At 67.1% G+C, this 25,760-nt stretch carries 26 protein-coding genes; 6 read left to right on the top strand and 20 right to left on the bottom strand.

All coding sequences use genetic code 11. The features are described 5' to 3' along the window. The 4 genes from ACYVAN_RS14835 to ACYVAN_RS14820 form a co-directional block, all read right to left on the bottom strand. Nucleotides 1-783 carry an enoyl-CoA hydratase/isomerase family protein gene (locus ACYVAN_RS14835; protein ID WP_460959887.1) on the bottom strand — a complete coding sequence of 261 codons (783 nt, stop codon included), beginning with the start codon at nucleotides 781-783 and terminating at the stop codon, nucleotides 1-3. 121 nt (nucleotides 784-904) lie between these two features. Beyond that, nucleotides 905-1,570, bottom strand: a complete 666-nt coding sequence (locus tag ACYVAN_RS14830) for a GntR family transcriptional regulator (protein WP_460959885.1) — start codon at nucleotides 1,568-1,570, stop codon at nucleotides 905-907. 129 nt (nucleotides 1,571-1,699) lie between these two features. Next, nucleotides 1,700-2,020, bottom strand: a complete 321-nt coding sequence (fdxA, locus tag ACYVAN_RS14825; RefSeq protein ID WP_460959883.1) for a ferredoxin — start codon at nucleotides 2,018-2,020, stop codon at nucleotides 1,700-1,702. Nucleotides 2,021-2,097: 77 nt separating this feature from the next. Beyond that, a complete protein-coding gene (locus ACYVAN_RS14820; RefSeq protein WP_460959881.1) occupies nucleotides 2,098-3,474 on the bottom strand; it encodes a dihydrolipoyl dehydrogenase family protein in 1,377 nt (458 codons plus the stop codon). A gap of 164 nt (nucleotides 3,475-3,638) precedes the next feature. Between ACYVAN_RS14820 and ACYVAN_RS14815 the strand changes: the two genes are divergently transcribed. From ACYVAN_RS14815 to ACYVAN_RS14800, 4 genes are all read left to right on the top strand, one after another. Then, on the top strand, nucleotides 3,639-3,875 hold the full coding sequence (locus tag ACYVAN_RS14815) for a hypothetical protein (RefSeq protein WP_460959879.1): 237 nt from the start codon (nucleotides 3,639-3,641) through the stop codon (nucleotides 3,873-3,875). Nucleotides 3,876-4,274: 399 nt separating this feature from the next. Continuing rightward, nucleotides 4,275-4,694 carry a CBS domain-containing protein gene (locus tag ACYVAN_RS14810; RefSeq protein WP_460959877.1) on the top strand — a complete coding sequence of 140 codons (420 nt, stop codon included), beginning with the start codon at nucleotides 4,275-4,277 and terminating at the stop codon, nucleotides 4,692-4,694. A gap of 179 nt (nucleotides 4,695-4,873) precedes the next feature. Beyond that, entirely contained in the window at nucleotides 4,874-5,530 is a 657-nt protein-coding gene (locus ACYVAN_RS14805) for a response regulator (RefSeq protein WP_460959875.1), read from the top strand. Between the two features lie 85 nt (nucleotides 5,531-5,615). Then, nucleotides 5,616-9,581 (top strand): HAMP domain-containing protein, encoded by a 3,966-nt coding sequence (locus ACYVAN_RS14800; protein ID WP_460959873.1) that lies wholly within the window; start codon nucleotides 5,616-5,618, stop codon nucleotides 9,579-9,581. Nucleotides 9,582-9,617: 36 nt separating this feature from the next. Here the strand turns inward: ACYVAN_RS14800 and ACYVAN_RS14795 are convergent, their stop codons facing one another. The 3 genes from ACYVAN_RS14795 to ACYVAN_RS14785 all read right to left on the bottom strand — a co-directional run bounded on the left by ACYVAN_RS14795 (nucleotide 9,618) and on the right by ACYVAN_RS14785 (nucleotide 11,054). Continuing rightward, on the bottom strand, nucleotides 9,618-9,740 hold the full coding sequence (locus tag ACYVAN_RS14795; protein WP_460959872.1) for a hypothetical protein: 123 nt from the start codon (nucleotides 9,738-9,740) through the stop codon (nucleotides 9,618-9,620). A gap of 232 nt (nucleotides 9,741-9,972) precedes the next feature. Then, nucleotides 9,973-10,521 carry an XdhC family protein gene (locus ACYVAN_RS14790; RefSeq protein WP_460959870.1) on the bottom strand — a complete coding sequence of 183 codons (549 nt, stop codon included), beginning with the start codon at nucleotides 10,519-10,521 and terminating at the stop codon, nucleotides 9,973-9,975. A 71-nt stretch (nucleotides 10,522-10,592) separates the two neighbouring features. Continuing rightward, entirely contained in the window at nucleotides 10,593-11,054 is a 462-nt protein-coding gene (locus tag ACYVAN_RS14785; protein WP_460959868.1) for a VOC family protein, read from the bottom strand. A 578-nt stretch (nucleotides 11,055-11,632) separates the two neighbouring features. Here ACYVAN_RS14785 and ACYVAN_RS14780 point away from each other — a divergent pair. Continuing rightward, nucleotides 11,633-13,192: a hypothetical protein gene (locus ACYVAN_RS14780; protein ID WP_460959866.1), complete on the top strand. Its 1,560-nt coding sequence runs from the start codon at nucleotides 11,633-11,635 to the stop codon at nucleotides 13,190-13,192. A 44-nt stretch (nucleotides 13,193-13,236) separates the two neighbouring features. Then, complete coding sequence (locus ACYVAN_RS14775; RefSeq protein WP_460959864.1) at nucleotides 13,237-14,214, top strand: PHP domain-containing protein; 978 nt, start codon at nucleotides 13,237-13,239, stop codon at nucleotides 14,212-14,214. Between the two features lie 55 nt (nucleotides 14,215-14,269). On the opposite strand, the gene ACYVAN_RS14770 is transcribed toward ACYVAN_RS14775, so the two are convergent. From ACYVAN_RS14770 to ACYVAN_RS14710, 13 genes are all read right to left on the bottom strand, one after another. Next, complete coding sequence (locus ACYVAN_RS14770; protein WP_460959862.1) at nucleotides 14,270-16,195, bottom strand: ABC transporter ATP-binding protein; 1,926 nt, start codon at nucleotides 16,193-16,195, stop codon at nucleotides 14,270-14,272. A gap of 128 nt (nucleotides 16,196-16,323) precedes the next feature. Next, nucleotides 16,324-16,557: a hypothetical protein gene (locus tag ACYVAN_RS14765; protein ID WP_460959860.1), complete on the bottom strand. Its 234-nt coding sequence runs from the start codon at nucleotides 16,555-16,557 to the stop codon at nucleotides 16,324-16,326. 256 nt (nucleotides 16,558-16,813) lie between these two features. Next, on the bottom strand, nucleotides 16,814-17,110 hold the full coding sequence (locus ACYVAN_RS14760; protein WP_460959858.1) for a DUF6343 family protein: 297 nt from the start codon (nucleotides 17,108-17,110) through the stop codon (nucleotides 16,814-16,816). A gap of 37 nt (nucleotides 17,111-17,147) precedes the next feature. Next, complete coding sequence (locus ACYVAN_RS14755) at nucleotides 17,148-17,954, bottom strand: IclR family transcriptional regulator domain-containing protein (protein WP_460959856.1); 807 nt, start codon at nucleotides 17,952-17,954, stop codon at nucleotides 17,148-17,150. 42 nt (nucleotides 17,955-17,996) lie between these two features. Then, nucleotides 17,997-18,428, bottom strand: coding sequence for a 4-carboxymuconolactone decarboxylase (gene pcaC / locus ACYVAN_RS14750; protein WP_460959854.1), 432 nt, complete (start codon nucleotides 18,426-18,428; stop codon nucleotides 17,997-17,999). Beyond that, nucleotides 18,425-19,189 (bottom strand): 3-oxoadipate enol-lactonase, encoded by a 765-nt coding sequence (pcaD, locus tag ACYVAN_RS14745; protein WP_460959852.1) that lies wholly within the window; start codon nucleotides 19,187-19,189, stop codon nucleotides 18,425-18,427. Before pcaD ends, pcaC begins: the two co-directional genes overlap by 4 nt. Beyond that, entirely contained in the window at nucleotides 19,186-20,571 is a 1,386-nt protein-coding gene (pcaB, locus tag ACYVAN_RS14740) for a 3-carboxy-cis,cis-muconate cycloisomerase (RefSeq protein WP_460959850.1), read from the bottom strand. The genes pcaD and pcaB overlap by 4 nt, the downstream gene beginning before the upstream one ends. Nucleotides 20,572-20,587: 16 nt before the next feature. Then, a complete protein-coding gene (gene pcaG, locus ACYVAN_RS14735) occupies nucleotides 20,588-21,157 on the bottom strand; it encodes a protocatechuate 3,4-dioxygenase subunit alpha (protein WP_460959848.1) in 570 nt (189 codons plus the stop codon). Continuing rightward, complete coding sequence (gene pcaH / locus ACYVAN_RS14730; RefSeq protein ID WP_460959846.1) at nucleotides 21,157-21,912, bottom strand: protocatechuate 3,4-dioxygenase subunit beta; 756 nt, start codon at nucleotides 21,910-21,912, stop codon at nucleotides 21,157-21,159. Before pcaH ends, pcaG begins: the two co-directional genes overlap by 1 nt. A 53-nt stretch (nucleotides 21,913-21,965) precedes the next feature. After that, a complete protein-coding gene (locus ACYVAN_RS14725; protein ID WP_460959844.1) occupies nucleotides 21,966-23,150 on the bottom strand; it encodes a thiolase family protein in 1,185 nt (394 codons plus the stop codon). Next, nucleotides 23,147-23,938, bottom strand: coding sequence for a CoA-transferase subunit beta (locus ACYVAN_RS14720; RefSeq protein ID WP_460959842.1), 792 nt, complete (start codon nucleotides 23,936-23,938; stop codon nucleotides 23,147-23,149). The genes ACYVAN_RS14725 and ACYVAN_RS14720 overlap by 4 nt, the downstream gene beginning before the upstream one ends. Then, nucleotides 23,935-24,756, bottom strand: a complete 822-nt coding sequence (locus ACYVAN_RS14715; protein ID WP_460959840.1) for a CoA transferase subunit A — start codon at nucleotides 24,754-24,756, stop codon at nucleotides 23,935-23,937. Before ACYVAN_RS14715 ends, ACYVAN_RS14720 begins: the two co-directional genes overlap by 4 nt. A 225-nt stretch (nucleotides 24,757-24,981) precedes the next feature. Then, nucleotides 24,982-25,467 (bottom strand): NUDIX hydrolase, encoded by a 486-nt coding sequence (locus ACYVAN_RS14710; RefSeq protein ID WP_460959838.1) that lies wholly within the window; start codon nucleotides 25,465-25,467, stop codon nucleotides 24,982-24,984. Nucleotides 25,468-25,760: the final 293 nt, after the last annotated feature.

Here is a 25,760-nt window from a genome sequence, read left to right as displayed (position 1 = left end):
TCACCGCCCTCGGAACGTGGGACGCCGCTTCTCCCGAAAGGCCTGCAGAGCCTCGGCCGAATCCTCGGTCGACTGCACGACGGCCTGGTGCGAGGAGATCAGGTCGAGCGCGGTCCGAAGGTCGCTGCGCGCGGATTGGTACAGCGCGCGTTTGATGGCACGGATGGCCACCGGAGGACCGTCCGCGAGCCTCCTGGCGAAGGCGTAGGTCTTGTCGAGGAGTTCCGCGTCGCCGTAGCGCTCACTGGCGATTCCGAGCTCGACGGCGGACTCGGAATCCACGAAGTCTCCCGTCCACAGCAATTCCAATGCCTTGGCGGTTCCGACGAGGCGCGGCAGGAAGTAGCACCCGCCGTCTCCGGGAACCAGCCCGACGCGGACGTATCCCTCGGAGAACCGCGCGGATTCGGCGACGAAACGGATGTCGCACATCAGTGCCATGTCCATACCGGCGCCGACGGCGACGCCGTTGACGGCCGCGAGAACCGGTTTGTCCAGGTTTTCCAGCGCTAGTGCGACCTTGTGCACTCGTTCGGTCAGGACCGTCTTGTGGTCGAGGACGGTTTTGCCGTCGGCGGCGAAGTCGTCGAGGTCGACGCCGGAGCAGAACGCGTCACCGGCACCGGTCAGCACCAGGACTCGCACGTCCGGGTCGTTCTGGGCCGCGGTGATCGCCTCCGCCCAGCGGTCGATCATCTCCAGGGTGAAGGCGTTCTTGCGTTCTGGGCGATTGAGCAGGATTGTTCCGATCGAGTCGCTGACTCGATATTCCAGATCCGCCATGCCGGTGCCTTTCCCGCGATCTGTCTTCGACGGGAGTAGAACACGGCCCTGCCCCAGAGGTCCATGCAAAATAGTATTCAATCTGAAGGTGCCCATCGGTGAGTCGACGGGCCGGTACTGGTCAGTAGCCCGGCGTGCTGTCGAGTGCCGGGGTGAGTTCGGCTCGGGTAGCGCCCCGATGCGCGTTCATGATCTCCACTGCTCGTTCGTTGTGACCACGACGAACGGCGGAGATCAGATGCCGGTGCTCGCGGACGATCCGGCGGCGTGCCCGCTCGTCGTAGAGGTAGACCGCGCGATAGGCCTCGGTCATCTTCCACACCCGCTCGATCTCGTCGACGATCAGATGCATCCCGGAGGCGCGGAAGAGGGTGAAGTGGAACTCGTGGTTGAGCTCGATCACACGAAGGATGTCCACGGCCCGGGCTGCTTCATCGATCCTGTCGTTGAGCGAGATCAGCGTTTCGATCACTGTTTCGGGAAGTCTCGGGAGTTCCCGCAGCACCGTCGCCTCGAGTGCGGCCCGCATGAGATAGCTCTGGCGGAGCTCCTCGGAGGACAGGCGCGTCACCGTGTAGCCCACATTGGGCACGTGCCGCAGCACGCCCTCGCTCTCCAACGCCTTGAGCGCCTCGCGGACCGGAACGCGGCTCATCCCCAACCGTTCGGCGAGCGCTTCCTGGCGCAGCGCCTGTCCGGGAAGCAATTCCTGGATGCGCATCATGTGCCGGATCTGCTCGACCGCCCGCCCGACGGAGCTCTCCCGAGGTGCCGACTGGCCCACCATGCCCGCCCTCCCGCGCTGCTCGAATACGCCGGTGGAGCGTAACGCACGGTGATGTCCGCATGGCCGGGGCGGACGGACCCGCCCGGGAACGGCCGGGCCGGGCGGCGCGAGATGCCTTCCGCAGTCCGGTCAGGTCTCCTGGACGGGCAGGTCCGCTACCAGCGGGACGTCCCGGCCGATCTTGCCAACCGTCGCGGCGCCTCCCGGCGAGCCGATCTCGGTGAAGAAGTCGGCGTTGGCCCGGGTGAATTCGTCCCATTCGGCGGGTACGTCGTCTTCGAAGTAGATGGCGTCCACCGGGCACACCGGCTCGCACGCCGCGCAGTCGATGCATTCGTCCGGATGAATGTAAAGCATCCGCTGCCCCTCGTAGATGCAGTCGACCGGGCACTCGTCGATGCACGACCTGTCGAGCACGTCCACGCACGGTTCGGTGATCACGTAGGTCACACTGCGCCCTCGATCCTCTCGTATGCGGCAGCCTCACTCGAAGGTCTACCCACAACGCGTGGTTGATATCCGCGGAATCAGACGTCGAGTTCGGCGAGCGCGGTTTCGATCGCGCGGTGGAAGGTGGGGTAGGCGAAGATCATCTCGCGCAGCCGCCCGAGCGCGACCTCGCCGTGCACCGCGACCGCAAGGGCGCCGACGACCTCACCGCCGGCAGGGGAAACGACGGTCGCTCCGATCAGCACGTCCCGCTCGGCGTCGGCCACCAGTTTGATCATTCCCGCATTGCCCACTCCGTGGATCCATCCGCGCGGCGAGGAAGGTACGGAGGTGCTGGCGGTGTGCACCGCCAGTCCGTCGGCGCGGGCGCGAACTTCGGTACTGCCCACCGTGGCGACCTCGGGGTCGCTGAACGTCACGGAGGGCAGCGCGCGGTAGTCGGCGACATCCTCACCGTGGCCGAGGATGTCGGCTGCCGCGATCCGGGCCTGGTAGACCGAGGTGTGGGTGAACGCGCCGTGGCCGGTGACATCTCCGATCGCCCACACCCCGTCCGTCGCCCGCATCCGCTCGTCGACATGGATGGTTCCCGAGCGCGCATCGATGCCGGCCGACCCGACTCCGAGGGCGTCCAGATCGGTGCGTCTGCCGGTTGCGACCAGCAGCTGTTCGGTTGTGATCTCTGCGCCCGAATCGAGCCGCGTGGTGAACGCACCGTCCTCGAAGCGAACCCGCTCGGCACCGGAACCGGTGTGCACGGCGAGTCCCTCACCACGCAGCACGTCCTCCAGGATTTCGGCGGCTTCCGGTTCCGACGACGGCAGGATGAATTCTTCGGCCTCCACGACCGTCACCTCGCTGCCGAAGCGCGCGAAGACCTGGGCGAACTCGATGCCGACGGGACCGCCGCCCAGTACCAACAGACTCCGGGGTGCCGAGCGAGTGCCGACCGCATCGCGGTTGGTCCAGTATGGGGTGTCGGCGAGTCCCTCCACCGGAGGTACGGCCGGTTCGGTCCCAGGATTGAGCACGATGGCCCGACGGGCATGCAAGCGCTGCTCGCCCTCGGAGGTCGAAACGATCACCTCGTCGGGCGCCGACATCCGGGCAACACCGCGTACGAGTCGACCACCGGCCTTTTCGAACCGTTCGGCGGCGGCGGAGTCGTCCCACCCGGAGGTTGCCTCGTCACGAATGCGATCGGCGACCTGGACCCAGTCCGGCCGCGGTTCCGCTGTGCCCGCCAGATCCCGAACCCGTCGTGCCTCGGCGAGCGCATCGGAGGCGCGAACCATCATCTTGGTCGGGATGCATGCGAAGTAGGGGCACTCCCCGCCCACGAGTCGGGCCTCGACCCCGATGACGTCCAGTCCGGCGCGGGCCAATCGCCCGCCGACATCTTCGCCGCCGGGCCCCATGCCGATGACCACGACGTCGACCTCTTCGGCGACCATAACTCGGTGCTCCCTGTAACTCGGTGCTCCTGCTGAAGTGGAGAAGAGCGCGACCCCCAGCCCAACACCTGCCGCCCCGGATCGCACCCCGACAACGGGACGGTGCGGCGGGACGGCGGGGCGAGTTCCTCGCGTCAGCGGTCCAACTGGGTTACAACGGAAACATGGCCACTTCGGAGTTCGAGTCTCTCTCGCCCGGCGAGAGCGTTTCGAGGGACAACGGTGAGCGGATGGGCCGTTCCGCGAACGGGGCGCAGGTACTGATGCGCAGGCGCATCGGGGCGGAGGGGTACGTGGTGACGGTGGACGCGACACCGCGTCCGGAGGTTCCGAGCGAAACGATCACCACCGAGTGGGGGCCGGCGAACGCCGCGTTCGACAGGTTGATGAAGGAGTACTGAGCGAACCCGCCCGCTGCCCTCGTCGCTCGGCGATTCGGCGGCGAAGGCGGGACCTTCGCGGCTGGCCGGGTGCGCGAGCAATCGCGGCCTCGTCGGCAGTTGACGGCCGGGGGAACGAGCTGTCCGCGGGACGGGACGTTGGCGGCCCTTCATCAACCGGTGCGACGGTCGAATTGGGTTTCGCGAGGCCCGAACCGGAGAACCCCGTTGTCGGCAGGAGTTGCCGTCCTCGTGCCCTTCGGAGGCACGGCTGTGCGGTCGCGGGCGGTTCCTCGACCGCGGATCGCCGCCGACCGGACCGTTGGTCAGCTCGGCACGGGTGGGGCGGCGCCTGCCGAAGCGGCCGTCCGCGGCCGAGCGCAGGAGCACATGCGGACGGAACTCTGAAAGGAGCCTCTCATGACCATGGCCCGCGACATCATGCATTCCGGCGCCCAGTGCGTCGGCGAAGACGAAAGTTTGCACCAGGCCGCGCAGATGATGCGCGACTTGAAGGTGGGTTCACTTCCGATCTGCGGCAAGGACGATCGGCTGCACGGCATGATCACCGACCGGGACATCGTGATCCACTGCTGTGCGGAGGGACGCAATCCGGCGGAGGTGATGGCGTCGGAGATGGCCCAGGGCACGCCGCACTGGGTGGAAGCAGGAAGTGACATGAACGAGATCCTGCGGATCATGGAGGAACACAAGATCCGCCGACTTCCCGTGATCGAGGACCACCGGTTGGTCGGCATGATCAGCGAAGCCGACCTGGCGCGGAACCTCTCGGACGAGGAAGTCGCGCACTTCGTGGAAAGCGTCTACGCGATGGGCTGAGGGGCCGCCTTGGAGCGAAGCGCTTCCGCTTCGCTCCAAGGCCTCGCGTTCGAGGGTGTGCCGCGCGCACGAGTAGCGGAACACTGTTATGGGCGGCGGTCGGCGGAGGTGCTTAAGCTGGCCCTCGACCCGCGCGCCGCTGGGTCGGTCCGGCAGCGGACACCGGGGTGGGGATCGAGATGGTCACGCGCGTGTTCGTGGTTGACGACCACGAAGTCATCCGCCGGGGGATAGCTGCCCTGGTCAACTCCGAGCCCGATCTGGAACTCGTCGGTGAAGCCTCCACGGTCGCTCAGGCGCACGCGCTCGTTTCCACCAGCGGACCGCACGTCGTCGTGCTCGACGTGCGGCTTCCGGACGGCAACGGGGTCGAGCTCTGCCGGGAGCTGCGGTCCCGGAACCCCGAGACCCAGTGCTTGATCCTGACTTCCTTCGACGACCACTCCGCGCTCATGGACGCCATCCTCGCCGGCGCCGCGGGGTTCGTACTCAAGGGCGTTGTCAGCGAGGAGTTGATCGGCGCCATCCGCACCGCCGGATCCGGGCAGTCGCTGCTGAGCGCGAAGAAGACCGAAGCCATGCTGGCCTGGCTCCGGAAGGAGCAGGAACAGGCGGACCCGCTGCGCGAACTCACAGTTCGGGAGCGCGAGGTGCTGAAGTTGATCGGAGAAGGGTTGACGAACCGCGAGATCTCCGGACGGATGTATCTGGCGGAGAAGACGGTGAAGAACTACGTGTCCCAACTGCTGTCCAAACTCGCGATGCGCCACCGGAGTGAAGCCGCCGTGCTGGCCACGGAGTTGCGCCTCAACCGCGATGACCGGAACGAGGGTTGAGTAGCCGGGCGTGACCCGGGTGCGAATGTGGCCCACACTCGCAATCGGAGGGTTTCCACCTTTCTTCGCTGGTCAGGAGATTGACATGGGACCACGGCAGTATGGTTCGGCGGCCGAAGCGATTCCGGAGCAGGCCGGTGCGGACTCGCGGGCGATGCGCAGGCTCGTGGGCGGGCTGAGGGATCTGCGGGACGGCAATTTCCGCCGACGACTGGTGGTCGCCGGATCGGGGCTTCCGGCCGAAGCCGCGCGGATGTTCAACGCGCTTGCAGAGCGAAACCAGCTCCTCGCCGGTGAGGTCGATCGGCTGGCCGAGGCGGTGCGCTCGGGGCAGCAGCCACCCGCGTCGACGGTGGGCGCGGAGTCCGGCGGATGGGCGCGGGTGGCGGAGCGGATAAGCGAAATCGCCCAGTCGGCCGCGGAGAACGGTCGCGTCCTCCGCTCGGTGGCCACGGGCGATCTCACGCAGCGACTGCCCGTTCGGTTCGGCGGGACGGCGTCGGACGGCTCCGCCGCGGCGGTCAACGAACTGCTCGACCGGTTGTCGACGTTGGTGGCCGAACTGGCTCGGGTGGCCGGGGAGACGGGCACAGAGGGGAGGTTGGGGGGACGAGCAGAGGTCCCCGGTGAGCTCGACGGAAGCTGGCGGGAGCTGGGGGAGTCGGTGAACGGGATGGTGGCCGACCTCACCGAGCAGGTCCGCGACATCTCCCAGGTTTCCAAGGCCGTCGCCGCGGGTGACCTCACCAAGTCGGTCAGCGCGCCCGCTTCGGGCGAGGTGCTCGAGCTGAAGGTGACGCTGAACTCGATGGTCGATCAGTTGTCCACGATGGCGGACGAGATCACCCGGGTTGCCCGTGAAGCCGGTGGGGAGGGCCGGTTGGGGGGCAGGGCGGAACTGCCGCACGCCGCCGGAACCTGGCGCAGTCTGACCGACTCGGTCAACTTCATGATCAATAGCACGACGATCCAGGTCCGCAACATCGCCCAGGTTGCCACCGCGGTCGCCAAGGGCGATCTGAGCCAGAAGATCGATGTGGACGCCCGCGGCGAGATCCTGCAGCTCAAGAACACGATCAACACGATGGTGGACCAGCTCTCGGCCTTCGCCGACGAGGTGACCCGCGTCGCCCGAGAGGTGGGTACCGAGGGAAAGCTGGGCGGCCAGGCGCACGTGCGCGGAGTGGGCGGTGTCTGGAAGGACCTCACCGAGAACGTCAACATCATGGCCGACAACCTGACCGGTCAGGTGCGGGGCATCGCGACCGTGGCCAGTGCGGTGGCCGGAGGGGACCTGTCGAAGAAGATCACCGTTGAGGCCAAGGGCGAGATGGCCGCACTCGCCGAGACGATCAATGGCATGGTGCGGACGCTGGATTCCTTCGCCGACCAGGTCACCATGGTCGCCCGCGAGGTCGGAACCGACGGGGCGCTCGGGGGTCAGGCGAGGGTGCCGAACGTGGCGGGCATCTGGAAGGACCTGACCGACAACGTGAACATCATGGCCCGCAACCTCACCAACCAGGTCCGAAACATCGCCCAGGTCACCACGGCGGTCGCGGACGGTGATCTGTCCAGGCGCATCGACGTGGACGCGCGCGGGGAGATCCTCGAGCTGAAGACCACGATCAACACCATGGTCAACCGGCTTTCGGCGTTCGCCTCCGAAGTGACCCGAGTCGCCCGCGAAGTGGGTACCGAAGGCAAGCTCGGTGGGCAAGCCGAGGTCGCCGACATATCGGGAACCTGGCAGCGGTTGACCGAGAGCGTCAACCAACTGGCGGGCAATCTGACCAGTCAGGTGCGGGCCATCTCGGGAGTGGCCACCGCGGTGACCGAAGGCGATCTGACTCGGCGGATCGACGTCGAAGCTTCCGGCGAGGTCGCCGAGCTCAAGGACAACATCAACGCGATGATCGGCAACCTGCGGGAGACGACCAGGACCAATCGGGAGCAGGACTGGCTCAAGAGCAACCTGACGCGTCTCTCCGGCCTCATGCAGGGCCAGCAGGACCTCGACTCGCTCGCCGGGTTGATCATGCGGGAACTCGTGCCACTCGTCTCGGCGCAGTACGGCGCGTTCTTCCTCGCCCGCACGGGACGGGACCGGGGCCATTCGATCGAACGAATCGCGAGCTATGGCGCGCTTTCCGAGGAGCACGGCGGTCCGTCGCGCGAATTCCACCCCGGGGAGGGGCTCGTCGGTCAGGTCGCCTCCGATGCGCGGTCGATCGTGGTCAGCGATGCTCCGGACGACTACGTCCGAATCGGTTCGGGGCTGGGGTACACCGCCCAGGTCAGCGTGGTCGTCGCGCCGGTGCTGTTCGAGGAGCAGGTGCTCGGTGTGATCGAGTTGGCCACGGTCAACGAGTTCACCGGCCTGCACATCGACCTGATCGAGCGACTGAAGGAAACGATCGGCGTCGAAGTCAACACGATCATGGTGAATACGCGGACGGAGTCCCTGCTCACCGAATCACAGCACCTGACTCGAGAGCTGCGGGAGCGTTCCGGGCAACTGGAACAGCAGCAGCAGGAATTGCAGCATTCCAACACCGAGTTGGAGGAGAAGGCGGCCCTGCTCGCCACTCGTAACCACGACATCGAACTCAAGAACCGGGAGATCGAACAGGCGAGGCAGGAGCTGGAGATACGTGCTCAGCAGCTGGCGCAGGCGTCGGCCTACAAGTCCGAATTCCTGGCGAACATGTCCCACGAGTTGCGGACACCGCTCAACAGCGCACTGATCCTGGCCAAACTGCTGGCCGACAACCTCGAAGGGAACCTCACCCAGCAGCAGGTCGATCTGGCCAGGACCATTCATTCGGCGGGCGCGGACCTATTGCAGATGATCAATGATGTGCTGGATCTGGCCAAGGTCGAGTCGGGCTACATGAGCGTGCTCACCGAGGACGTCGAGCTGGAAGACCTGGCTGCCGACATGCGTGCGCTCTACGAGCCGCTCGCAGGGGAGAAGGACCTGGAGTTCTCGGTGGTATCGCGGCCACCGCTGCCTCCCCGCCTGCGGACCGACCAGAACCGGCTGGAGCAGATCCTGCGGAACCTGCTGTCGAACGCGGTGAAGTTCACCGACTCCGGCAGCGTCGAGCTGGAGATCAGGCCCGCGTCGGAAACCGAGGTGAACAGTCCCGATTTGCGTGACGTTCCCGAAAGATTGGCCTTCGTCGTGCGGGATACCGGAATCGGCATTCCGGAGGACAAGTTCACACGCATCTTCGAGGCCTTTCAGCAGGTCGACGGAACCACTGTCCGCAAGTACGGCGGTACCGGGCTCGGACTGTCGATCAGCCGCGAACTGGCCGCACTGCTGGGTGGTGAACTGCAGGTCACCAGCGCCCCGGGAGGTGGGAGCGCCTTCACGCTGTACCTCCCGGTCGAATACACCGGGTCGCGAGTGGCCGGCGTGGCGGAGGAGCCGGTCGGATCCGATGCCGCTCCCGAGCAGGATCCGGACGAGGTGCCAGCGGCTCGTGCACCAGCGGGACGGGAATTCGTACCGACCGAAATCGAAGCCCACTACGATGTCTCGGCCGAAGGAATCGATCCACCGATGCAGTCGGCCGAGCTGCGGCGGTTCGAGGGACACGATGATGAGCAGCCGCTGGCCACCGAGGTATCCGAACAGCCGACCGAAGTGCACTTCAACGGCGAGAAGGTGCTCGTCGTGGACGACGACGCGCGCAGCGTGTACGCGTTGACGACGATGTTGCGGCAACACGGTCTGCAGGTCGTTTATGCCGACGACGGCATCTCGGGGTTGGCCGCGCTCCAGGAGCACGAAGACATCGCGATCGTGCTGATGGACGTGATGATGCCGGAGTTGGACGGCAACTCGACGATCAAGACGATCCGTGAGATGCCGCGGTACCACCGGCTGCCGATCATCGCGGTGACGGCCAAGGCGATGACCGGTGACCGGGAGGAGAGCCTGGCCTGCGGGGCCACGGAGTCGGTCACCAAGCCGGTCGACGTCAACCGGCTGCTCGAGCTCATGGCCGAGCACCTGGCCGCCAAGCCGGACCCTCCGTAGTGGACGGCAAGTGCCGACGGCGGCACCGAGCGGGGCTTAGTCCTGTTCTTCGTCCTCGAATGTGGGCAACTCGTCGAGCTGTTCCCGTAGCTTCTGCGACCAGGCCAGGTCGCGTGCGAAGGTCGCGTCGTAGTAATCGATACCGTGCTGTTCCGCCATGATCGTGATCCTGGGTCGGGGTTTCGAACCGGGGAGGCCCGAATGCAAACCCCCAGGATAGCTTGCGTTTCTGCGGTTCTTTCGCGTTCCGGAACCACGTTCGTGGCGGCTGTGGCGGAAGAGGACCGCAGAGGCGGATGTGTCCCCGTGCCGGCCACTGAACCCAGGAGTTAGTGGGGTAAGACACACACTTCCCGATGGTCGGAGCAGACTTCCCGGCGGCGGTGGCGGATCAGGAGTGCTCGGCCGCCGAGTCCGTCGGTGGTTCGGCGAAGTGGAATCCTCCCGGACGCGAGTTCCGGTCGGCGAGGAGGCCGGCCAGGGTCGCGATCGCGATCTCGGCGGGCATGCGGGAGCCAATGTTGAGCCCGACCGGGCGGTGCACTCGATCGATGTCGGCCTCGTCGACTCCGAGGCTGCGCAGCGCCTCGACGTGCGGGCCGGGGTGGCGCGGATTTCCCATGACGCCCACCCAGCGCGGGTTGCCTCGGAGGGCGTCGCGCAGCACGGTCCCCAGCTCGGTGCGGTGGTGGTCGGTGACCACGACATCGGCTGCACCGTCGAGCGTGGGCATCGAGGTGCGTACCCGGGTGGTGAAGGTGTCGGCCCCGGCCGGTTCACCGCGCGGGTCGACGAGTACCGGCTGGAACCCGAGGTCTTCGGCGTAGGAAAGCAGGAATCGGGCAACCGGTGATGCGAAGACGGCAACCAGGACGCGTTCGCCGCCGGCCGGTTCGACTGCGCCGTGCGCGGCGTCGCAGTTCGGGGCGTGGTCGGTCATGTCAACAGTGTCGGTGCACGATCGGTCGACGACAACCTTCCACGCCCGCCCCTGGGTGAATCCCGTCGGCGTCAGCTGCCCATCATCTCCGAGGCCCGCCGGAATACCTCGTCCGAAGAAACGTCTTCGACGTGCGTGGCTACGTTCCAGCGGTGACCGAACGGGTCCTCGAACTGCCCGGAGCGATCGCCGTAGAACTGGTCCTCGACCGGGCTCGTCGAAGTGGCACCCTCCTGCATCGCCCGGTCGTAGACATTGTCGACGTCCTCGACGTACACGTAGAGCACGACCGGAGATCCGCCGATGCTCTTCGGACCGCGGGTGTGCTCGTCGAACTCGTCCGCGAGCATGATCGTCGAGTTGCCGATCTGGATCTCCGCGTGGGCGATTTTGCCGTCGGGTGTGGGCATGCGCATTCGTTCGGTGGCGCCCAGCACCGTGCTGTAGAACAGGATGGCCGCTTGCGCGTCGTGGACGTGCAGGTACGGCGTTACCCGTTGAGCGTCCTCGGGAATCGGTTGTGAGCTGGCCATGTCGATCTCCCCCCTTGGCGGTGGCTTACGGCGCATGTGTACTCCGGTTGTCGTGAGTCCGCGCGTTGGCGCGTTGGCCGGTTCCTGAACGGGCCATGGGGCTGGGTCGTGGACCTGCACGGGCGCGAATCGAAGCGTGAAACAAACTCATGTTTGAGGTAGTTTGATCAACGATGAGTCGAGCGGGTCGGGTGGTCCTCCGAAGTGTTCTCGTCGCATCGTTGGTCGCGCCCGCGGTGTTGACCGCCCCCAGATGGGGGTGGCGGCCCCTTCACCGCCGATGTGGTTCGACGACCCGGCGAGTTCGGAAGTGGCTCTGACCGGAACTCCGGGAGGTGTGCGCTACGAAGACCGGCACGGTCGTGAAGTGGTGCTGCGCGGGTTCAACGTCTCCGAGGAGGTCAAACTCGGTGAGAACGGGCACCTCCCGTTCGCGAACGTCGCCGACGCCCGCGAGTCGGCGGCGGCCATGCGGGGGAAGACCGGGGCGAACACGATCCGCTTCCTGATCGTGGGAACGCATTCAGCCGGCACCCGATCGGATCGACTACGAGTACCTCCGGCGGGCCACCGCGCAGATGGGCGCATTCCTGGACGCGGGTTTCCGGGTGCTGCCGGACTACCACCAGGACCTGTACTCGAAACACCTGTTCCACGCGGACAGCTGGTACACCGGCGACGGTGCGCCGGAATGGGTCGTGGAGGCGGGAGATTACCCGCGCGAGAGCTGCGGCATCTGTGTCCACTGGGGACAGAACATGATGAACAACGAGGCGGTCAAGCTCGCCAAGGACGACTTCTGGGGCAACCGCGTGTTGTCGACCGCAGTCGGCGAGGTAGGAGTGCAAGACGCGTACCTGGCACAGGCACGGGTAGCCCTGCGGTACTTCGCCGAACACCTCAGCGAGGAGCAGAAGTCCGGAGTCATCGGGTTCGACCCGATGAACGAGCCCTCGGCCGGGCACTACGACGAAGGCCAGGACGGGGCCGCGTGGGAACGTGACGTGGCCTGGCCGTTCTTCCAGGAGTTCCGCGCCGTCATGGACGAGACCGGCTGGCTGGACAAGCCCGCCTACATCGAACCTACGCTGTTCTGGAACAACAACGTCTCCTTCGTCAAGGAGACCGGTGGCTTCCGCGAACTCGGCTCGCTGGGAACCCGATACGTCTTCAACGCGCACTTCTACCACGCACTGGCGCAATCCGGCCTGTACGGCGAGGCGCGGGACGGCGAGAACAAGGCGGAGTTCAACGAGATCCGGGACCGTGCACGCGACCTGGAGACGGCCCCGTTCGTCTCCGAGTTCGGCCACCCGCTCAGCGGCGCGACCTCGGAGAAGTTCCCCGCCGTGATGAAGGGGATGTATCAGGGGATGGATTCGCGGCTCAGTGGTGCCGAGTGGTGGCGGAACGCCGCCCGCTCCGGCCCCGTGCTGTCGGGCACGCAGTGGCAATGGGACATCTACCATGGCCGACACCACGAGCTGATGAACGACAACCCCGACAAGGTGATGACCGAAGCCGATGGTTGGAACGACGAGGATTTCTCCCTCGTGCGGCGGGACCAAACGGGGAACCTGTCCGTGCGCGCCGACCCCAGGGTGATCGACCGCCTCTATCCGGAAGCCGTGGACGGCCGGACCGTCGCCTTCACCTACGATGACCGCTCCAGGGACGGCGACCACACGCTGACCTGGAACGAGATTCCGGAGTCCATGCCGAACGTGCGCGCCGTCCGCGACGGCCAGTACGGCGTGCTGGCGTGGCGCGACGGCGGTTCCCCGGCCCCGACGGAACTGCACCTGCCCGCCACCTTCGACGCCGACAACACGACGGTCGTTTCGGACCTCGGTCTCCGAACCGAGCTGCTGCCCGCGTACGAACCGGTTGGGCACAGAACCTCCACGCCCGTGGGCCTTCGATTCGCGGGACGGTGCGAACCGATTGCTGCTCACCACCCCGGGGCAACCCGGAACCCTGCACTATGCGCTGATCGCCAACGGCGCGCACGGGGTCGAGCCCGGGATTCTCGCCGCCGCGCGGGAAGAACTCGACCAATGGGCGTCACGGGTGGGATCGCACCACCCCACCGCGGACTGAGGCGACAGCCGACCGCTTCCGAACCCCGCCTCGGGTGATCCGCCGGCGTGCGAAGCGCGCCATCACGAGTTACGAAGGAGCTGTGGAACCGACGCGGGCACTGCGAGACATCGCGTTCTGGCTGGAACGCGCCGGTGAGCCCACTTACCGCGTCGCCGCGTTTCGCCGCGCAGCGGCCGCGGTCGACGACGTCGAGGACCTCGACCGCAGGGTCGCGGCGGGAACGCTCACGGAACTCGCCGGGATCGGTAAGACCACGTCGAAGGTCGTCGAGGAGGCCCACCGGGGAGACACGCCCGGATACCTCCGTCGATTGCGCTCGGAAGCGACCGTGCCCGAGCGCGGGAGCGCCCTGCGGAAGGCACTGCGCGGCGATTGCCACACGCACTCGGACTGGTCCGACGGGGGCAGCTCGATCGAGGAGATGGCCGGTACCGCGAGATCTCTCGGGCACGAGTGGATGGTGCTCACCGACCATTCCCCACGTCTGAAGGTCGCCCGCGGACTGTCGACGGACCGCCTCCACCGGCAGCTCGCCATCGTGGCGGAACTCAACGAACGCCTGGCTCCGTTCCGCATCCTGACCGGTATCGAGGTCGACATCCGCGAGGACGGTTCGCTCGACCAGTCCGACGAGATACTCGCCTCGCTCGACCTGGTCGTCGCCAGCGTGCATTCGAACCTGCGGATGGAATCACGTGCGATGACCGGGCGAATGTGCGACGCCGTGTCGAACCCGCACGTCGATGTCCTCGGGCACTGCACGGGTCGTCTGCTGGCAGCCAAAAAGCGTCCACCATCCGCGTTCGACGCCGAAGCGGTCTTCGACGCCTGCAGGAAGGCGGGAGTGGCGGTGGAGATCAACTCCCGGCCGGAGCGGCTGGATCCACCGCGGTCGCTGCTGCGGATGGCGCGGGAGGTGGGCTGCCTGTTCAGCGTCGACTCCGACGCACACGCCCCCGGCCAACTCGATTGGCTCACCTACGGCTGCGAACGGGCCGAGGAGTGCGGAATCGAGCCGGACCGGGTCATCAACACCCGCCGCGCGGCCGAGCTCTGAGCGCGTCGGCCGCGCGGACCAGCCGGTCGAACCGGGCCGTACACCCCCGCGAGGTTCACGCCAAGCCGCCGGGCCGGGAGGCCAACGCGGGAGGTCCGGGCGTGTCCGCGCCGTCGGATCGATCGGCGAACTGGGTGCGGTAGAGATCGGCGTACAGGCCGCTGCGCGCCAGCAACTCGCTGTGCGTGCCCGACTCGGCGATGCGCCCGTCGGACACGACCAGGATGCGGTCGGCCTCCCGGATGGTGGCCAGTCGATGCGCGATCACCAATGCGGTTCGGCCCGACAACGCCCGCTGCAACGCCGCCTGCACGGCTGCCTCGGACTCGGAGTCCAGGTGGGCTGTGGCCTCGTCGAGCACGACGACCGGGGGAGCCTTCAGCAGGAGCCGCGCGATCGCCAGTCGCTGCTTCTCGCCTCCCGAGAGTCGATAGCCGCGATCGCCGACGACGGTGTTCAACCCGTCCGGCAACTCGGCGATGAGGTGATCCAGTTGTGCGGTTCGCAACGCCTCGAACAGGTCCTCGTCGGTGGCGTCAGGGCGGGCCAGCCGCAGATTGGCCCGGACGCTGTCGTGGAACAGGTGCGCTTCCTGGGGGACCACCCCGACGGTCGAGTGCAACGCATCCATTCGCACATCGCGCACGTCGTGCCGACCGACCCGGACCGCACCGCTGTCTACGTCGTACAGCCGCCCGGCCAGGTGGGTGATCGTCGTCTTGCCCGCCCCGGAGTGGCCGACGAGGGCGATGGTCTGACCCTGCTCGGCGTGGAACGTGATGTCGCGGAGCACCTCGTGCGCGGGGGCGTTGTCCGGGCGGGCCACCGATTCCAGGGACGCCAGCGAGATGTCGGCCGAGGCGGGGTAGCTGAAGGAGACGTGGTCGAACTCGATGTCGGTCGCGCCCGACGGCAGGGCTACCGCATCCTGCTTCTCCTCGACCATCGGACGCAGATCGAGGACCTCGAAAACCCGGTCGAAGCTCACCAGCGCGGTCATCACGTCCACGTGCACGTTTGTCAGCGCGGTCAGCGGACCGTAGAGCCGGGTCAGCAGAGTCGCCAACGCGACGAGCGTTCCGAGCTGGAGCGTTCCCGTGATCACCAGACCGCCACCCAATCCGTAGACCACGGCGGTCGCCAGCGCGGCCAGCAGCGTCATCACCACGAAGAAGACGCGGCTGTACATCGCCGAGATCACCCCGAGGTCGCGAACCCTGGCAGCCCGGTCGGAGAAGGCCGACGATTCCTCGTCCGCACGGCCGTAGAGCTTGGCCAGCATCGCTCCGGATACGCCGAAGCGTTCGGTCATCAGCGAGCTCATCTCGGCATCGACCTTCATCTGCTCGCGGGTGACGCGTTGCAGGCGCCTGCCCACCCAGCGGACCGGCAGCAGGAACAGCGGTAGCAGGGCCAAGGCGATCAAGGTGATCTTCCAAGACAGTGTGAACATCGTGGCCAGAACGATGATCAGACTCAGGACGTTGGAGACCACGGCGGAGAGTGTGCTGGTCAGCGCCCGCTGCGCGCCTATGACGTCGCTGTTGAGGCGGCTGACCAGAGCCCCGGTCTGAGCCCGGACGAAGAACGCGATCGGCATGTTCTGGACGTGGTCGAAGACCTCCGCGCGAAGGTCGTAGATCAGCCCCTCACCGAGCTTCGCGGAGTACCAGCGCTGCGCCAGGGACAACACGGCTTCCAGGACGGCTACGCCGGCCACCGCCACCGCGAGCCAGGTGACCACGAGAAGGTTCCCCGGGATGATCCCGTTGTCGATGATGGCTTTGAACAGCAGGGGAGTGACGACACCGACGACGGCGGCCAGCGCCACGAGGAGCAGGAACGGCACGATCTCCCGAACGTACGGACGCGCGTAGCGGAGGATCCGCTTGGGCAGACCGGGGGTGAGCCGTTGTCGCGTGACGGTGTTGTCGCTGGCGAAGGAGCGCATGGTCGCCCAGCTCACGCCGTTGGAAGTCATGGTGTGCCTTTCGGTGGCTGTCCGGAGGACGGTGTACCGATCAATCCTCGAACTTCACGCTAGCTTGAAGTCAACGCCAGTGAGGAGCGTCACTTGGGAAGCCGCCAGTGGTCAGCCACCGGGCGCGGTCACGTCGCGGCCTGCGCCCCCACGTAGCGGAACTCCCAACTCCCGTCCGGACGGGAGCGGGAGCGTTCGTAGATCAACAATGGTGGCTCCTGCTCGGCGGGCGCTCGGGTACTCGCGGACCGTCGAGCGGGTAGTGCGATGCGGGGGATCGGCAGCCCCGACGCGTCGGTGGCGATGCTGATCTCGTGGCCTCCTTCGGGGCCACCGCTGAGGTGAACGCGGATGTCTCCCACGGAATTTCCTTCCAGGTTCCGGAGCGGGTCACCGGATGTGACTCGCATCTGGAGGAGGACGTTCCCCTGTTCACTTGATCGTGTGCCGATCGTGCGGAGGTGGCTGCGGCCCCGCTGCCGGAGCCTGCCACTGGAACCTTCGCCGGAAGCCGGCCGAGTACCGGGCGCGGAGGACGAGAGCGGCTGCGCCGGTATCCCGGAACAGCCTGCTCCCGGTCGTCGAGGCGGTGGTGGGCGAGCCTCCAGCCGGAGATGTTCAGCCCGGTTCACCCCGGCGCTTGCGGTGCACCACCCACCCGAAGTCGACCGCGGCGATCACCGCGAGCACCAGCAGTACCCACGCGAACCAGGCCAGTTCGGGAAGCGCACTGAAGAGCAGCAACGCCGCGGTGACGCAGAAAACGAACCCGAATCCCGCCAGCCACAACCGCAGGGTCAGCGCACTGCGTCCCGACGGTGCACCGGTGAACTCCGCCAACTTGTCGTGATAACCCGGCAGGCCGCGTTCGAAGTCCTGCCTGCCGAGCTTGCGAGTGTCGTATTTCTTGCGCATGCGCACTGAGTACCCGTCGACTCGGCGCCGTCACGCATCAATGCGAAACGTGACTGGTCCGCGGATTCGGTGCGACCCGAAGATCGGCTTCGATGCGTGCGGCGGTGTCGAGCAGTTCGGGAAGCAGTCCGGTGCGGGCTTGTTCGCTGCTCGTCCGGGTGGCGTGCGAGGAGATGTTCGCCGAGGCCACGACCGCGCCCGAACGGTCACGGATCGGTGCGGCCACCGACCGCAACCCCGCTTCGAGCTCCTGATCGACCAGAGCCCAGCCCTGCTGCCGGATCAGTTCGAGCTCGCGGCGGAGGTCCTCGGCGGTCGCAACGGTGTGCGGGCCCAGTGGTCGCGGGTGCGTGCGCACCAGGAACCCCTCGCGTTCTTCATCGGGGAGGTGGGCGAGCATCACCCGGCCCATCGAGGTCGCGTAGGCCGGAAACCGGGTTCCGATGTTGATCGAGACCGTCATGATGCGCGACGTGGGGACACGAGCGATGTAGACGATGTCGTCACCGTCGAGAACCGAAACCGACGCGGACTCGTGCACCGACGAGACCAGCTGCTCCAGATGCGGCTGCGCGATCTCCGGCAGCGAAATGCTGGAGAGATAGGAAAACCCGAGTTCGAGCACTCTCGGAGTGAGCGCGAAGACCCGCCCATCCGTCCACACATAACCCAACTGGGCCAGTGTGTGCAGAAACCTGCGGGCCGCGGCCCTCGACAGCTCGGTCGACCGCGCGACCTCGCTGAGGGTCATCTCCGGGCGGGTCTCGTCGAACGCGCGGATCACCATCAGCCCGCGTGCCAGCGACTGGACGTAACCGCCCGCGGAATCGGAAACGGGCTCCATGGCTCTCCTCACGGGACTGCTGTGCTCAGGCGACCTACCAGGTTAACCGGTGGGCCCCGCGTCGTTGCCGCTGCTCTGGGTGGTGCCTTCGTGCTCGGCGAGAATCGCGTTGGCGATTCCGAACGCGCTGTTCGCCCGCGGCACCCCGGCGTAGACGGCCACGTGCATGAGGACCTCGCGGATCTCTTCCGGACGCACCCCGTTCCGTAGTGCGGCGCGCACGTGCATCGCGAACTCGGTCTCCAGACCAGCACCGGCGAGGATGGCCAGCGTGACGCAGCTGCGCGTCGGCCGGTCGATGGCCTCTCCGGTCCACAGTTCGCCCCACGCGTAACGCGTGATGAAGTCCTGAAACGGTTGGGTGAACTCGGTCGTGTTGGCCACGGCACGATCGACGTGCGCGTCGCCGAGAACCTCCCGGCGCACGGTCATCCCGTCTGCGTGCCGGTCCTGGTCCGCGTCGCCTGCGTTCATCGACTGCTCCGGAGGAAGTGGTCGAGCATCAGATGGGTCACGGTGCGAGCCTGCTCCACGTTGGCCAGGTGAGCGGCACCGTCGAGTACGGCCAGTCGTGCTTCCGGGATGGTGTCGGTGATCCGCTCGGCGTGTGCAGGCGGCGTCGCCGGGTCCTCCCGGCCTGCGACGACCAACGTCTCGGCCGTGATGCCCCCGAGCCCCGAAAGCAGATCCATCTCGGCGATGGCCTCGGCGCAACCGGCGTAGCCCTCGTCGTCGCAGGCCGCGATCATCGCACCGAACTTCTCGGTGATGTCACCGCGACCGGAGAGAGCGGGCGTGAACCAGCGGGTCAGCGAGCCTTCCACCAGTGCGGAAGTGCCCTCCGCCCGGACGGTGGCTGCCCGGTCCCGCCAGTTCTGCGGTGGTCCCAACTCGGCGGAAGTGCAGATCAGCGCGAGCCGGTCGATGCGGTCGGGTGCGTGTTCGGCCAGCCACATGCCGGTCATGCCGCCGAGGGAAACGCCTGCGAAGTGCACCTGCCCGATGTCGAGGTCGTCGAGCAGCGCCAGCACATCCCCGCCGAGCTGGTCGAGGGTGTATGGCCCCTGGGGAGCGGGGGTCTTGCCGTGACCGCGCTGGTCGTAGCGCAGCACCCGGAAGTCCTCGGTCAACGGAGCCAGCTGCTCGTCCCACGTGGTCAGGTCTGTGCCCAGCGAGTTGGACAGCACGACGACCGGGGCCTGCTCCGGCCCGGTCAGCTCGTAGTGCGGCTTCACGGGGTTCGTCCTCCAACGTTGTCGGTTGTGCGGGTGTGCGCGCTCAGCGCGCGGTCGACGAAAGCGCGAGCCGAACCGAGATGGTCGGCAGGCTCGGTCGCCTCGACGACCTGCTGCTCCGAGAGCACCGTGCGCACGATGTCATCGGCGAGCAGTTCGGCGCGCAGCGTGGTGCCGTTGTCGACGGCTCGTCGACACAACCGGGCGACGAGCTCCTGAGCGTCGACCCTGCCCAGCGAGCCCATCAACCCTGCTGCCGCGCTCTCGGCCATCACCAGACCGCGAGTCAGGTCGAGGTTGCTGCTCATCCGCTCGGTGTCGACGCGGAGGCCGGCCAGCAGCTCCCGGGTTTTCGAAGCGGCGGTCGCGACCAGGCGAAGCACCTCGACGAGGGGTTCCCACTCGGACTGCCAGGAGCCGGCCGCGCGCTCGTACTCCTGTGGCATCGCGCTGAGCAGCGTGCCGACGAGTCCCGGAACGCGCTGGGTCGCCGCCGAGATCAACGTCGAGGAGACGGGATTCCGCTTGTGGGGCATCGCGGACGAGCCGCCCGACTTGCCCTCGGCCAGTTCACCGACCTCGGTCTGGGCGTGCAGCTTCACGTCCAGTGCGATCTTGCCGAGCGTGCCGGCCGCGGTGCCCAGCGCACCCGCGAGGTCTCCGATCCGGGTACGGTCGGTGTGCCAGGGCACCGTCGGCTCGGCCAGCCGCAGCTCCTGCGCGAGCAGGCCGAGCACCCGCGTACCGTCCGATCCGAGCGCCGAAAGCGTGCCTGCCGGACCGCCCAGTTGCACCGCGAGCCGCTCCCACCGAATCCTCTCCAGCGCGTCCGCCGCCTCGTCGAGGGCGCACAGCCAGCCGGCGCAACGGCGACCGAACGTGGTGGGCAGCGCTTGTTGCAGCAGCGACCGGCCGATCATCACCGTGCCCCGGTGCCGGTCGGCGAGTTCGGCACACTCGCTCGCCGTCGCACGCAGATCGTCCACGATGATCTCCAGCGCATCGCGGGCGACGAGCATCGCAGCGGTGTCGACGACGTCCTGGCTGGTGGCTCCCCGGTGCACGTGCGGTGCTGCCGAGGAATCCACCTTCGCCGTCAGATCCCGTACCAGGGCGATGACCGGTGTGGCCGACGAGACCGCCCGAGCGGCGATCGACTCCGCATCGAAGAGCTCCGCACGGCAGTGCCTGCCGATCTCCGCCGCCGCGTCGCCGGGAACGATCCCTGCCGCGGCTTGAGCGGCGGAGAGGGCGCGTTCGAACTCCAGCATCGCCTGCAGCCAGGAGTCCCGGCTGGTGCGCTCCGCGATCTCCGGAGTGCTGAACATCGGGCCGAACACGGCGGCTCCCTTGCGAATCTTGATGGTGGCGTTGTCGGCCAACGTGCGTGTGTACCTTTCAGAGGGCGAAGAAGACGGTCTCACCCTCGCCTTGCAGCCGGATGTCGAATCGCACACCCTCCGGTGTGCGCTCGGCGACGAGCGTTCGCCTGCGCTCGGCGTCCACGCGCGTCAGCACCGGGTCGTCGGCGTTTGCCTCTTCCTCGTCCGGGAAGTAGATGCGGGTGACCAGTCGGTGCAATAGGCCGCGGGCCAGCACCGACACGTTGATGTGCGGTGCCTCCGCTTTCCCGGCCGGGGTCGGTAGCGAGCCGGGTTTGACCGTGCGGAACCAGAATCCGCCCTCCGCGTCGGTGGCGCAGCGGCCGAGACCCCGGAAGGTGGTGTCCAGCTCACGGGGGTCGCCCTGCGCGAAGCGGCCCTGTCCGTCGGCCTGCCAGAATTCGACGATCGCATCCGGTACGGCGATGTTCGCGCCGTCGAACACCTGCCCGCGCACGATGAATGCGCCCGCCGCGTCCGCCGGGACGATCTCCGGACCGTCGGGCCAGACCATCCCACCTTCGAGCGCGTAGAACGGTCCGACCGTCTGCGACGGCGTGGTCGCCGGGGTAGTCCGCACACCCATCAGTCGTCATCCTCGTCTTCGTCGTCCTCGAACGGTGTGGATTCGCTGCCGCGGAGAACGATGTCGAACTTGTAGCTCAACGCCCACTCCGGCACCGTGGTTTCCAAGTCGAACCTGGAGATCATCCGCTCGCGGGCCCGTGGGTCGCGAACCGAGTTGAAGATCGGGTCCTGCCCGAACAACGGGTCCCCGGGGAAGTACATCTGGGTGACCAGCCGTTGCGTGAACGCCTGCCCGAACAGCGAGAAGTGGATGTGGGCGGGGCGCCACGCGTTGTCGTGGTTGCGCCACGGGTAAGCGCCAGGCTTGATGGTGATGAACCGGTAGTTACCCTGATCGTCGGTCATGCACCGGCCGACACCGCCGAAGTTGGGATCGAGCGGCGCCGGGTGCCGGTCGCCCGCGTGCTCGTACCGTCCGGCAGAGTTGGCCTGCCATACCTCGACGAGGGTGTTCGGCACGGCCTTGCCATCCGAATCCAACACCCTCCCGCTGACGATGATCCGCTCTCCCAGCGGTTCACCGCCGCGCTGCACCGTGAGGTCGTGATCGTTCACCCGCACGCGGTCGTGACCGAATACGGGCGCGGTGACTTCGGTGAGGTTGTGTGGAAGTAGCTCCAGCGGTTGCTTCGGATGCCGCAGCGCTGTGGAACCGTATTCCGGGGTGTTCAACGACGGATGCGAAGTTTCGTCGTCGACATAGGTCGGAAGTACGAGTCCGGAGCGGCTCGACGAGATGTCCATTGATGCCATCGTTGACTCCAGAGCGGGAAGAAGTCCGGGACGTGCGGTGATCCGAACGTTGGTCAGGCGTGCAGCACGACGGCCAAGCCCTGGCCGACGCCGATGCACAGCGAAGCCAGCCCCCATCCTCCGCCAGCCCGGTGCAGCTGGTGGGCCAGGCTGCCGAGGATGCGAGCACCGGAAGCCCCGAGGGGATGACCGATGGCGATGGAGCCTCCCTGGACGTTGACGATCGAGGGGTCGAGTTCGGGCCAGTCGGCCAGGCAAGCCAGCGACTGGGAGGCGAACGCCTCGTTGAGTTCCACCGCGGTCAGATCGCCCCAGCCGATGCCTGCGCGGCGCAGCGCCGTGTTCGCCGCCTCGACCGGTCCGATGCCGAAGACGCTCGGGTCGACTCCTGCGACCCCGCGACCGGCGATTCGAGCCAGCGGTCTCACCCCGAGCTCGCTCGCGGTGGACTCGGTGCCGACCAGCAGCGCGGCGGCGCCGTCGTTGAGCGGCGACGAGTTGCCCGCCGTAACGGTTCCCTCCGCTTTGAACACGGGCTTGAGCTTGGCCAGCGATTCCGTGGAGCTGTTGGCGCGCACGCTCTCGTCCTGGGTGAGGTCGGTTCCCGGTACGGGCACGACCTCGTCGTCGAACAGCCCCGCCTCCCATGCCGCGGCCGCACGGGTGTGGCTGCGCACGGCGAAGGCGTCCTGGTCCTCGCGGCTGATCTTGTACCGCTCGGCGAGGATCTCGGCGCTCGAACCCAACGAGATCGTCCACTCCTGCGGCATGCTCGGGTTGGTCATGCGCCACCCGAGCGTCGTCGAGTGCAGGGTTTCGTGTCCCCGGGGGTAAGGCCCTTCCGGCTTGGGGAGTACCCACGGAGCGCGGCTCATCGACTCGACACCGCCGGCCACGAGCAGGTCCGCGTCACCCGTCTCGACAGTCCTGCTGGCCGTGATCAGCGCTTCGAGGCCGGAACCGCAGAGACGGTTGACGGTGGAGCCCGCGACCGAGGTGGGCAGGCCGGCCAGCAGGGCGGCCATCCGCGCGACGTTGCGGTTGTCCTCGCCGGCCTGATTGGCGTCACCGAAGACCACGTCCTGGATCCGCGCCGGATCCAGTCTTTCGCCGGTGCGCTCCACGAGGGTGCGGATCACGTGGGCGGCGAGGTCGTCGGGGCGCGTGCCGGCCAGCCCCTTGCCGTACCGGCCGATGGGTGTGCGGACGGAGTCGAGAACGTAGGCTGCTTCGCTCACTTCGTCTCCTCGTTCCGGGTGGCCGCCTTGAGTCGGCGGAGTACGTCGAGTTCGGTCGTCTTCGGTGCTTCCTGGATCGCCGGTTCGTCGACGACCTTGAGGTCCCAGCCCGTGGCTTCCCGAGCCTGTTCCACGTTGGTTCCCGGACTCAGGTGGGTGAGTACGAGTTCGCTCGTCTCGGGGTCGGGCTCCAGCACGCCGAGGTCGGTGATGACTTTGACCGGGCCCTTGCCGCGCAGGCCGTGCCGTTCCCGGTCACCCGTGCCGCTGCCGTAGCCGAAGGAGCTGATGAAGTCGACGCGGTCGACGAAGCTGCGCTTGCTCTGCCGCATGACGACCAGCACCTCACGGCAGGAGGCGGCGATCTCCGGAGCTCCTCCCGCACCGGGCAGTCGGACCTTCGGATCGTTGTAGTCGTCACCGATGACGGTGGTGTTGATGTTACCGAAGCGGTCGATCTGGGCACCGCCGAGGAAGCCGACGTCGACCCTGCCGGGCTGGAGCCAGTAGTTGAAGACCTCGGGGACTCCGACCACGGTATCCGCAGTGTCGGCGAGCTCGCCGTCACCGATCGACAGCGGGAGACTGGCCGGTTTCGCGCCGAGCGTGCCGGATTCGTAGATCAACACCAGTTCAGGTGCGTGTGTCCGGCGGGCCAGGTTGGCAGCCGTGCTGGGGAGGCCGATGCCCACGAAGCAGGCGGCCCCGTCCTGCAGGGCGCGCGAAGCGGCGACGGTCATCATCTCGTCGGAGGTGAAGTCGCCGGCGTCGTGTGCGGGGGCAGTCATCGGGCAGTCCTTTCGCCTCGGAAGATCTCGGTGTTCAGCCAGTTCTCGAATGCCTCGCGGTCCCGGCCGATCGCATCCCACTGCTGGTAGTAGTCGTTGGCGCGCTCGGAATACCCTTGGGCGTAGGAGGGATGTGCGCCACCGGGGACCTCCGCGACCGCGCTGACGGCCCACTTCGGCAGCACCATCGAACCGGGGCGCGGAGTGAGTTCGTCGACGATCTCCTCGACGGTGACCAGCGACCGCTTCGAGGCGAGCACGGCTTCCTTCTGCACGCCGGTGATGCCCCACATCTGGATATTGCCCTCGCGGTCGGCCTGCTGGGCGTGCACGATGCCGACGTCGGGATTGACCGCGGGCACGGCGGCGAGGGTTTCGCCGGTGAACGGGCAGTCGACCGTCTTGATCGTGGCGGTGTTGTTCGGCAGGTCGGTACCCGTGTAGCCGCGCAGCACGGCGAAGGGCAGGCCCGATGCGCCTGCCACGTACCGGTTGGCCATCCCGGCGTGGCTGTGCTCTTCGATCTCCAGGGGTACCGGCCACGAGTGCTGGATGGCGTCGCGGAAGCGATGCAACGAGCCCACACCGGGGTTGCCGCCCCAGGAGAAGATCAGTTTGCGCGCACACCCGGCCCCGATCATCTGGTCGTAGACGATGTCGGGGGTCATCCGGATCAGCGTGAGATCGCGGATCTTCTGACGGATGATCTCGTGGCCGGCGGCGACCGGAATCAGATGGGTGAAGCCTTCCAAGGCCACCGTGTCGCCGTTTCCGACGAGTTCGTCGATCGCCTCTTCGAGCCGCAGGATGCGTGCCACCCGGACCAACTCCGTTCGTGCGCATAGTGAACAGGTGTGCTGTATGCGAACTTACGACAGGTTGCTTGCCCCGGTCAAGCGTCGGTCGTGTCGTCCGGGCAGGTCGCAGGGTCGGGAGCGGGGAAGGCGTAAAAGGGGAGGAGTCGTGAAGGTGCCATGCGGGGAGTGCGACATAAAAAGCCCGGCCGCACTGCTTCGCGGCCGGGTGAGCTTCGGTGTCGGCGATCAGATGTAGACGGCTTCGGGCAGTCTCGTGCGGGGGAGGGAGAGTCGTGCGATGGCCGCGTTCGCGGCGGCCGCAGCCTGCAGATGGCCGCTCTCGCCCCAGTTCAACAATTCGCCGGCCTTGTCCGGATGGATCAGCAGGCGCCGGTAGATGCGACCGTTGTCCGGATCGGGGGCGGGCGGATGGACCCGCGTGATGCGGGAGACCATGCGGACCTGCGCGTACGGTGCGATTCCGTCATCGACGCACTGGTAACCGAGGTAGTGCGGATCGTCGATGTCCACGGTGACCTCTTCCAGGCTCTCGCGGCGCAGGATGTCGGAGTAAGTCGACTCGCCGGGTTCCGGGCGGCCGCCGGGGAGTGAGTGCTTGGGGCCATCGACCCTGATCAGCAGACGCCCGTCGGAAGCGAACAGAAAGCCGTACACCTGTCGCACGGGCAGACCGTCCGGCACTTCGTTCGTGCACCAGGTGAACTTCGCCATCTCTCGCTCCTCTCGACTCGTCCAGCGTGATCACGTTACTCATTCGGACGACAATTCGGCGGATTCGCCGCGCGGATGCGGTGGCATCGCCGAACCCGGTGACTCGAGGTCCACAGTGTACTGATCAGGATCGGGCGGTCGGTTCGATTCGACGATCTCGGCGACCGCGGGAGATCAACCGCCCAACCACTTCGCGAGGAACCAGCCCGCCCGACTCACCCGCCGGACCCGCACGTGGTGGCCCGCGATCCCGTGGATCTCCCAGTGCTGACCGCACTCCGGGCATCGCCACG

This window comes from Parasphingorhabdus pacifica (assembly GCF_054779195.1).
Note: the sequence above shows the minus strand (reverse complement) of the source record. Positions and strands in the feature narration are given on the sequence as shown.